Annotated in this window: 7 protein-coding genes; 3 read left to right on the top strand and 4 right to left on the bottom strand. The window is 76.7% G+C overall.

Annotated elements, in window-relative coordinates:
- The coding region (locus LG632_RS28195; protein WP_226730481.1) for an ATP-binding protein at nt 1-773 on the top strand (773 nt) is incomplete at its 5' end.
- Nucleotides 773-3,700, top strand: coding sequence for a poly(A) polymerase (locus LG632_RS28200; RefSeq protein WP_226730483.1), 2,928 nt, complete (start codon nt 773-775; stop codon nt 3,698-3,700). The genes LG632_RS28195 and LG632_RS28200, both read left to right, overlap by 1 nt.
- A 30-nt stretch (nt 3,701-3,730) precedes the next feature.
- Here LG632_RS28200 and LG632_RS28205 read toward each other — a convergent pair whose 3' ends face one another.
- The 4 genes from LG632_RS28205 to LG632_RS28220 all read right to left on the bottom strand — a co-directional run bounded on the left by LG632_RS28205 (nt 3,731) and on the right by LG632_RS28220 (nt 8,451).
- Entirely contained in the window at nt 3,731-4,648 is a 918-nt protein-coding gene (locus LG632_RS28205) for an NADP-dependent oxidoreductase (protein ID WP_226730497.1), read from the bottom strand.
- Nucleotides 4,649-4,752: 104 nt separating this feature from the next.
- The gene (locus LG632_RS28210; protein ID WP_226730488.1) at nt 4,753-5,823 is read right to left on the bottom strand and encodes an RNA ligase (ATP); all 1,071 of its coding nucleotides are present in this window, start codon (nt 5,821-5,823) and stop codon (nt 4,753-4,755) included.
- A gap of 95 nt (nt 5,824-5,918) precedes the next feature.
- A complete protein-coding gene (locus LG632_RS28215) occupies nt 5,919-7,037 on the bottom strand; it encodes a tetratricopeptide repeat protein (RefSeq protein ID WP_226730490.1) in 1,119 nt (372 codons plus the stop codon).
- Nucleotides 7,038-7,041: 4 nt separating this feature from the next.
- Complete coding sequence (locus LG632_RS28220) at nt 7,042-8,451, bottom strand: ATP-binding protein (protein ID WP_226730492.1); 1,410 nt, start codon at nt 8,449-8,451, stop codon at nt 7,042-7,044.
- Between the two features lie 150 nt (nt 8,452-8,601).
- Between LG632_RS28220 and LG632_RS28225 the strand changes: the two genes are divergently transcribed.
- Nucleotides 8,602-9,348 (top strand): SDR family NAD(P)-dependent oxidoreductase, encoded by a 747-nt coding sequence (locus LG632_RS28225; protein ID WP_226730495.1) that lies wholly within the window; start codon nt 8,602-8,604, stop codon nt 9,346-9,348.
- Nucleotides 9,349-9,517: the final 169 nt, after the last annotated feature.

A 9,517-nucleotide genomic window follows, 5' to 3' on the forward strand; every position in this document is an offset into this window, starting at 1 on the left:
CCGAGCAGTGCGCCTGGTCGCTGCTGCACGCCGAGGAGGCCGGGCTGCTCGGGCCGGACCCGCTGGCGCCGCTGCGCGACGGCCTGCGCGAGGCCCTGGCCGGCCTGCCGCCGCACGCCGCGGACCGGTGCTGGGCCGAGGCCCGGGAGGCGTACGCGCGGGGCCGGATCGGCACGGTGGAGGAGGCCGCGGCGGCGACGTGGCGGTGGCGGGACGGCGGCTTCCCGCACCTCGTCCAGCTGGTCGGCCCGTCCGGCAGCGGGAAGAGCACGTTCGGCCGGGCCCTGGCCGCCGGCGCCGTGGTCTCGCTGGACGAGCTGCGGGCCGCCCGCGGTGCGCGGGCCGACCAGCGGGCCAACGGGGACGTACTGCGCGAGGGCCTGGACCGGCTGGACGCCGCCCTCGCGGCGGCGGGCGGCACACCCGGCTCACCCGGCACACCCGGCACGGTGGTGTGGGACGCCACCTCGCTGACCGTGCAGCAGCGGTCCCTGGTCCGGGCGGTGGCGGCCCGCCGGGACGCGCTGGTCAGCCAGGTCGTGGTGCTCGTCGAGGAGGACGAGCTGGTCCGGCGCAACCGCGCCCGGGCCCATCCGGTGCCGCCCGAGGTGCTGACGGGGCAGCTGCGCCGGTTCGTGCCGCCGTACCCGGGCCAGGAGGCCCACCGCACGTGGTACGTGGGGGCCGGTGGCAGGATCGAGGACGTCGCGGGCGGCCTGGCGGACCGGGGCGCCGGCCGGGCCGTGGCCGGGCGCGTGGGCGAGGAGGCGTGATGCGCACCAGTGAGGAGCTCTACCACCAGGTCCGGTGGGACCCCCGGTTCGACCCGGCCCGCTTCGTCCTGGGCCTGCACCAGCGCGGCGCGGCGCCCAAGCGGGTCCCGCTGCCGTCGTTCGTGCCGGGCGGGGACGTCCCCTGGCACCGGGTGCTGTTCGTGGAGGCGGACGGGGAGCTGGTGTGGGACCGGGCGACCGGCCTGGACCGGATCGACGCGACGGCCGCGGGCCGGGTCCGCAGGCCGCGGCTGCTGCGGGCGCCGTTCTTCACGGCCCGCGCCCCGCACGCCTGGGACGCGGTACGGGGCGCGTGGACCCCGGTGGACGGCACGGATCCGGCCCGGGCGCAGTCGCCGGGGCCGGGCCCGGGCCCGGCCCCGGCGACCGTACGGCTGCTGACCTGGAACACCTTGTGGGACCGCTACGACGGCCCGCTCCTGGACACCGCACGGCGCAGGCCGCTGCTGCTGGCCGAACTGGCGTCGGCCGACGCCGACGTGATCGCCCTGCAGGAAGTGGAACCGGAGCTGCTGGCGCGCGTGCTGCGCGAGCCGTGGGTCCGGGAGCGGTACACCGTGAGCACCGACGCGCGGGGCCGCGACGTCGCCGAGTGCGGGCTGCTGGTGCTGAGTCGGCTGCCCGTGCGGGAGGCGGGCGTCCACGCGCTGGGCCCGCACAAGGCGGTCTCGGCCATGACGGTGGAGACGGCCGGAGGTCCGCTGGTCGTCGCGGCGACCCATCTCTCCAGCGACCACGCGGCCGACGGCGCCGCCCGGCGCCGGGCCGAACTCGCGCGGATCGCGGAGGGACTGGCCGGGATCGAGGGCGACGTGGTGCTGCTGGGCGACTTCAACGACGGCCGCGGCGGCGCCGAGGGCCCGGCCGCCGCCCTGGAGCTGCTCGACGCCTGGTCCCTCGTCCACGGGCCGCGGGACACCACGCCGACCTTCGACCCGGCGGTCAACCCGCTGGCCGCGGTGTCGTCGCTGACCGGCCGGGCCGCCCGGCTGGACCGGATCCTGCTGCGGGCCGGTACGGACGGGGCGGGGGCCGTGCGGGTGGTCCGGGCGGCGCTGCGCGGGGACCGGCCGGCCACGCCGGACGGGCTGTACGTCTCCGACCACTTCGCGGTGGAGGCCGAGGTCGGTTTCGACCGGCCCGGGGCCCACGACGTCCCCGAGGCCGCGGTGCTCGACGTCCCGGCGACGGCCCGGACGGCGGTGGCCTGGCTGCCGCCGGAGCGGCTGTGGCCCGCGATCCAGGAGGTCCGGCGCGAGCTCGATCCGCGGATCGACCGGTGGCCGCCGCATGTGAACCTGCTGTTCGGCTTCGCCCCGGAGTCGGCCTTCGAGCAGGCCGTGCCGCTGCTGGCACGGGCGGCGGCCGAGGTGGCGCCGTTCACGGCGCGGCTGGGCGGGGTGGACAGCTTCGGCAGCCGTACGGACGCCACCGTGTGGCTGGACCCGGCCGCGGACGGCGCGGCCCCCTGGGCGGAGCTGCGGCAGGCGCTGGTGCGGCGGTTCCCGGGCTGCCGGGCACAGGGCCCGGCGCAAGGATTCACCCCGCACCTCACGCTGGGCCGGACCGCGGACCCGCGGCGCGCCGTGGCCGACTGCGCGGCGCGCCTGGCCGGGACCGCGCGGACGGCGCGGGTCGGCGAGCTGGTGGTGCTCTCGCGCCGGGGTGAGGAGCCGATGCGGGTACGGGCGACGGTGGCGCTGGGCACCGGTGCGGTGCGGTGGCTGCCGGAGGAGGAGGCCGCCGCGCCGGGAGCCGCGCCCGCGGCCGCCCCGGTCGACCTCGCCGCCCGGGCCGAGGAGGTCGCACGGCGCGTGGCCGCCGCGTTCCCGGAGGGCGTGGTGGAGGTCGTGGGCTCGCGGCGCACGGGCTGTGCGCTGCCGGACGCCGATCTGGACCTGGTGGCGGCCCTGCCGGGCCGGGCGGAGCTGTCCGAGGTGGCACCACGGGTGCAGGCCGCGCTGCCGGAGGCGGTGGGACTGCGGGAGGTGGTCGGGGCCCGGGTGCCCGGACTGCGGTGCGCGGTGGGCGGGCTGACGGTGGACCTGGTGGTGGTCGCCACGGGTGCGCTGGCGCCCCCGCAGGCCGTCGGGCGCCGGGCCGAGCTCGGCGAGGCGGCGGCGGTCGCGCTGAGCGCGGTCGGCGACGCCGACGCGGTACGGGCTGCCGTCGGGCCGCGGCACGAGGCGTTCGCGGGCCTGGCGCGCCGTGTGAAGGCCTGGGCGAGGTCCCGGGGCCTGGACTCGGCCCCGCACGGCGGCCTGCCCGGCCTGGCCTGGGCGGTCCTGGCGGCCCGTACGGTGGCGCGGGCCGACGCCGCGGCCCTGGACGAGCCGGCGCTGCTGAGGGAGTTCTTCGCGACGTGGGCGGCGTGGGACTGGCGCACTCCGGTCGCGCTGGGCGACCCGGCCGGTCAGGAGCCGGGCCCGGCCGGGCGGATCACCGTCCTGACCCCGTCCGCGCCGGTCCGCAGCTGCACCACCCAGGTCGGGCCGGCCTTCCACGACCTGCTGACGCAGGAGCTGTACCGGGCGTGGGAACTGCTGGCGGACCCGGACGCACCGCAGGCACTGGCGGCGCCCCCGCCCCTGCACCGCAGGCACGCCGCCTGGGCGGTGGTCACCGTGCGTGCCCGGGACGAAGCGGGGTTCACGCAGACGCTGGGCCGGGTGCGCGGTCGCCTCCGCGCGCTGGTGGGCCTCCTGGAGGAGGCCGACGTCGAGCAGGTCCACGCCTGGCCCCGGCCCGTCACCGCCGAGGGGCTGGTGGCCCGTTACGCGATCGGGCTGGGCCCCCGGCCGCCCACCGCCGCCGCCCTGGCCGCCCTGGCGAGGCCCTGGCTGTCGGGCCTGCCGGACGTGGAGGTCGGCCGGGCGGAGTGCGGGGACGTGCCGACCCTGCGCTGAGCGGGCGTGCGCCTGCGGGACCGGCGGCGCTCAGGGCCGGACGACGATCTTGCCGGCGGCGCCGCCGGAGCGGCTGAGCTCGAACGCCTCGGGCAGTTCGTGCAGGGGGAAGGTCCGCAGGACCGGGACCGTCAGCGCCCCGGTGTCCGCGAGCCGGGCCAGTTCGGTCAGGTCGGCGGCGCTCGGGCGGACCCACATCCACTGGCCGCCCGAGCCCAGCACGGAGTGGTCGGCGATCGAGGCGTGGCGGCCGCCGTCGCGCAGCACGGCCAGGGTGACGTCGAGGACGCCGCCGACGAAGTCCGCGACGACGCTCACCCCGTCGGGAGCCAGCGCGCGGACCCGTTCCGTGAGGCCGTCGCCGTACTCCACGGGCTCGCAGCCCATCCCCCGCAGCCGCTCGTGGTTGTGCGGGGAGGCGGTGCCGATGACCCGCGCGCCCAGGGAACGGGCGATCTGGACGCCCAGCGAACCGACCCCGCCCGCCGCGCCGTGGACGAGGACGGTGTCGGTGGGGCCGGTGTCCAGCCGGGTGAGCAGCTGGTACGCCGTCAGCCCGGCCAGCGGCAGGCCGGCGGCCTGTTCCCAGCCGAGGGAGGCGGGCTTGCGGGCGAGGGCGCGCACGGGGACGCTGACGTACTCGGCGAAGGTGCCGCCGTGCACGTAGTCCTTGCGCGCGTACGCCATCACCTCGTCCCCCTCGGCGAACTCGGGGACGTCGATGCCGAGCCGCACCACCGTGCCGGCGACGTCCCAGCCGGGGACCACCGGGTGCACGACGTCCATGAGCGCGTCGAGTCCGCCGGCCATGATCTTCCAGTCGACGGGGTTCACGCCCGCGCACTCGACCTTCACCAGGACCTCGCCGGGCGCGACCTTGGGCAGCGGCAGCCGCATCTCCTTGAGCACGTCCGAACCGCCGTAGCTCTCGTAGGCCATCGCCCGCATCGTGTCCTCGGCCATCCGCCCGACCGCCCTTCCGTGCCCGCCGCCGCTGTCCGGGCCATCCCACCACGCGGACGCGCGGGCGCGGACGATCCGCGCCCGCGCGTTCACTCGTATTCCGTGCCGCCCTTGCGGGTCAGGTAGGCCGGGCTGACGGCCTTGGCGATGGCCCGGCCGCCGACGACCGGGCTGTAGCGCTCGGTCGCGGGACGGATGACCACGCCCTCGCGCAGGTGCAGTTCCTTGCCGGACACGGTCTCGCGTCCGGTGGCCACCTCCAGCACCCGGTCCAGGTCGTACGGGCCCTCGTACAGGCGCGGCACCAGCGGCAGGACCCCCTCCAGCAGTTCGGCGGGGTCGAGCCAGCGGACCTGGCCGTCGATCTCCGCCGAGACGTCGAAGACGGCGAGCCCGGGTCCGGTGTCCGTGCGCGCGTCGTTGCCGTAGCCGAGGTCCTGCACGCCCGCGCCGTAGACCTCGCCGAAGATGCCGACCCGGGTGGCGCCGAGCCGGGCCGCCAGCCCGGCGGCGACGGCCTCCACGTCGTGGGCGCGTACGGCGCGCCAGTACAGGTTGCGCTCCTCCTCCTTCAGCGCCAGCGACTTGGCACCGAAGCCCTTGGAGGAGACCAGCAGGCGCTTGTCCTCGGCGACGTAGGTCACCAGGCAGGCGGTGCCGTGCAGTTTCTCGGTGAGGACCACCGGCTCGCCGGGCTCGAAGATGCCCGGGTAGCGCTGGAGGTTCTCGATGTCGACCCAGGGCAGCAGGTCGGGCGCCGACTCCACCTCGCCGTTCATGGTCGTCGGGACGGGCGGGGCCCATTTGGTGATGCCGAGCCGCTCGGCGAAGTCCTCTCCCTGCGCGGCGGCCCGGGCCAGGTCGACGTCGGCGAGCGCGGCGGGCCGGCACACCAGTCCCTGCGACAGTTCGCCGCGCAGGCGCACGGCCTTGACCCGGTCGGCGTTGCCGCCGGCGAGCCGGCCCGTCAGGCCCAGCTCGGCTATCAGGTCGGGCGGCAGGACCGCCTGCTCGGGGATGTAGACGGCGAAGTCGCCGGTGCGGTAGGCGCCCTTGGCGACGACGGCGCGGTACAGGCCCACCTGGGCGAGTTCCAGCGCGTCCGCGTTGGGGTGTTCGTGGATGGTCAGTTCCTCGGCGGTGACCCGCAAGGTGGACATGGCGTTCCGCCTCCTTCGGCTGGTGATCGGGAGCAGGGCGTTGCGGGGCTACTCTCCGGCCCGGTATTTCCGCTGGTCCAGGGGTTTTTCGCGGTCTACCCTGGGCCGCCCGCCCCGCGGCGTGCGCGCCGTCCGGGGGCGCGGCGGCCGAGGAACACCCGGCTGATCCAGTAGGTGAGGATCAGGTTCCAGAACAGCAGGCCGGCGCACGCCGCCAGGACCCCGGTGTCCACCGCGGGCAGCGCCACGGCCGACACCACCGTCACCAGCGAGTGGAGCGCCGGCAGGGCCACGGCCGCGGCCATCACCAGGACGGGCGGGCAGCCGCGGGCGACCAGCGCCATCGTGCGCCGCACCCGCGGCGTCATCCTGCTGCGCTGCCACAGGAACCACGCGCCCCACATCAGCACCAGCAGCAGCGCGCCCACCAGCGGGCCGGCCGGCCCGCCGCCGTCCTGGCCGCCCGAGCGCCCGCCCTGGGTGCTGACCAGGGCGACCGCCATCCCGGCGAAGGCGCACCACCGGGCGGAGGCCGCCACGCCCCAGGCCATCCCCTCCAGGTTGAACCGGGCGTGGGTGTCCTCGACGTCGAGCGAGGCCGAGGTGACGAAGCCCTCCGCGGCCCGGGACCAGGCGCGTCGGCTCGACCAGGAACGCCGCTGGTCGAGCATGGCCAGGTTGTTGTGCGCCTCGCTGCTCTGCGGGTCCAGGCGCAGCGTCGTCCCGTACGCGGCGCGGGCGGTGCGGTGGTCGCCCAGGCGGTGCGCGATCAGGCCGAGCATGAAGTGCGCCGATGCCTCCTGCGGGCCCAGCTCCGTGGCCCGCAGGGCGGCGGCGTAACCGTCCCTGCGCAGCGCCCCGTTGCCGCTGCGTTCCAGGACCAGGGCCAGCGTGTGGTGGCTCCACCAGAACAGCGGGCCGTACTCGACGCAGCGCTGGGCGGCGGCCACGGCCTCGTGGTGCCGGCCCATCCGGGAGAGCGTGTCGGCGCGCAGCATCCACGCGAACGGGGCGTCCGGGGTGATCCGCAGCGCCTGGTCGACGCTGGCCAGCCCGGCGGGCAGGTCCTCCAGGTGCCGCTGGCAGCGGGCGAGCACCAGCAGCGCCGAGGCGTCGTCGGGCTGCTGGGCCAGGTGCTGGGAGGCGAGCGCGGCGGCCTGCTGGTAGCGGCCGAGGTCGAGGTACGCCTCCGCGCGGTCGAGGGTGCCGCTCACGGGATCACAGCTTCCGCTTCTTCTTCAGGTAGGCGAGCAGGTCGTCGTACATACCGCCGTCGTTGGCGAACATCGCCACGTTGCGGGCCGCGGCGAACCACGGCTCGCTGGAGGGCCGCACCTGGCGGGCGGCGCCGAGCAGGTCGGACATGCCGATCATGCGGACCTTGCCGGTCCGGGCGGAGTCGAGCAGTGCGGTCTCGGCGGCGGCCTCGCAGACGTGCGCGAGGTCGGCGCCCGAGAAGTCCTCGGTGGCCTTGACCAGCTTGCCGAGGTCGACGGCCTCGATCGGGCGGTCGCGCAGGTGGTAGCGCAGGATCGCCTCGCGGGCCGGGCCGTCGGGCGGCAGCACGAGCAGCGTGCGGTCGAGGCGGCCGGGGCGGCGCAGGGCGATGTCCACGTCCCAGGGCACGTTGGTGGCGGCGAGCACGAACACGCCCTCGTCCTGGCCGCTGTCGATGCCGTCCAGCTCGGTCAGGAGCTGGTTGACCACGTTGCGCATGCCGTTGTGGTGGGTGCGGCTGCGCTTGGCGCCGAGGGCGTCGAGCTCGTCGAGGAAGACCACGCAGGGCGCCTTGGCGCGGGCGATCCGGAAGATCTCGTGGATGTTCTTCTCGGAGGTCCCGATGTACATGTCGAGGACGTCGGAGAGGGTGACGGAGACGAAGTTCGCGCCGAGTTCCCCGGCGACGGCCCGGGCGATGAAGGTCTTGCCGCAGCCGGGCGGGCCGTACAGGAGCAGGCCGCCGCGCAGGCTCTTGCCGTAGAGCTTGCGCAGCTCGGGGTTGCGCATGGGGGCGAGGAACGCCGCTTCGAGGCGGTCCTTGACCTCCTGCATGCCGCCGACGTCGGCGAGCCGGACCGCTCCGGGGGCGTCGACGTCCCAGGCGGGCGCCTCCTCGGCGCCGTCGGCGCCGTCCGGGCCGGCGTGCCCGGCGCTGCTGCCGTCCGTGGTGAGCGGGGTGTCCAGGCGCGGGGCGGAGTCGTCCTCGGGGGCCACGAAGCGGGGTCCGACGATGTCCCCGAGGTCCTGCTCGGCGGCGGCCCAGTCGAAGGCGGCGGGGCCGGAGGTCGGGCCGGAGGCGGGGCCGGACGGCTCGCCGTCCTGGGGGTGTCGGGCGTGCTGGGCGTCGGGGCTGTGCTGGGCGTCCTGGATGCCCGTGCCCGGTGCTGCGGGCGGCGGGGGCGCGGTGGGCGCGGCGGTCGGGAGGTTCATGGCGCGGGCCATCAGGGCGCGGGCCTGGACGTCGCCCGGTGCGTGCTGGAGGGCGACCGCGGCCTCGGCCACGGCGGCGTCGTTCCGCCCGTCCGCCAGCAGGAGTTCGGCCAGGTGCAGCCGCAGCGGGACGTCCTCGGGCGCGGCGGCGACCGCCGCCCGCATGCTCCGGATCAGGGGGGACTCGTCGTCGGACATGCCCTCACCCTATGGAGTGAGGACCCAGGGGTGGAAACGGGCTCCGGAACGGGCCCCCCGGGCGGGCGCCGCCCGTGCGCGCGGTCCGGGGCGGGCAGGCGATCATGGACCCGGGCCGGCGGACACCCTAGCGCGCTCCGGAGGAACGAAATGTCACGTCCCATCACCATCGTCACGGGCGGCAGCCGCGGCATCGGCGCGGCGACCTGCGTACGGCTCGCCGCCGACGGCCACGACCTCGTCCTCGGCTACGTCCGCGACCGGGCCGCCGCCGAGGCCACGGCGGACGAGGTCCGGGCCGCGGCGCCGCAGGCCCGCTGTGTGACCGTGCAGTGCGACACCTCCGAGGAACGGGACGTGGAGCGGCTGTTCGACACGGCCGGGACGGAACTCGGCCCCGTGACCGGGCTGGTCAACAACGCCGGGGTGACCGGCCCCCTGGGCCGGCTCGCCGACGCCCGGACGGAGGACCTGCGCCGGGTGCTGGAGGTCAACCTCCTGGGCTACCTGCTGTGTTGCCGCCGTGCCGCCCGTGACATGGCGCGCACCGGTGGCGGAGCCGTCGTCAACGTCTCGTCCGCCGCCGCGACCCTCGGCGCCCCCGAGGAGTACGTGCACTACGCGGCGACCAAGGCGGCGACCGACGCGCTGACCGTCGGCCTCGCCAAGGAACTGGGCCCGGCCGGCATCCGGGTCAACGCCGTCGCCCCCGGCGTCATCGAGACCGAGATGCACGCCGCCATGGGCGACCCCGACCGTCCGGCCAAGGCGGCGGCGACGATCCCGCTGCGGCGGCCCGGGCAGCCCGCGGAGATCGCGGCCGCGATCGCCTGGCTGCTGTCCCCCGAGGCCTCGTACGCCACCGGCGCCGTGCTGCGGGTCTCGGGCGGCCGCTGAGGCGCGTGGGGGCGGCGACCCGGCGACCCGGCGGACGGGCGGGCGGCGGGGTGGCGGGCGGTCGGCGGGACGGCAGATGGGGAGCGGCGGGGCGGCCGATGGCGGGCTGCGGGGCGGCCGATGGCGCCGAACGGGGGGCGAAAGGTGCGGGCGCCGGCACCGGCTGGCA

The organism is Streptomyces antimicrobicus (genome assembly GCF_020532625.1).
GTDB lineage: Bacteria > Actinomycetota > Actinomycetes > Streptomycetales > Streptomycetaceae > Streptomyces > Streptomyces antimicrobicus.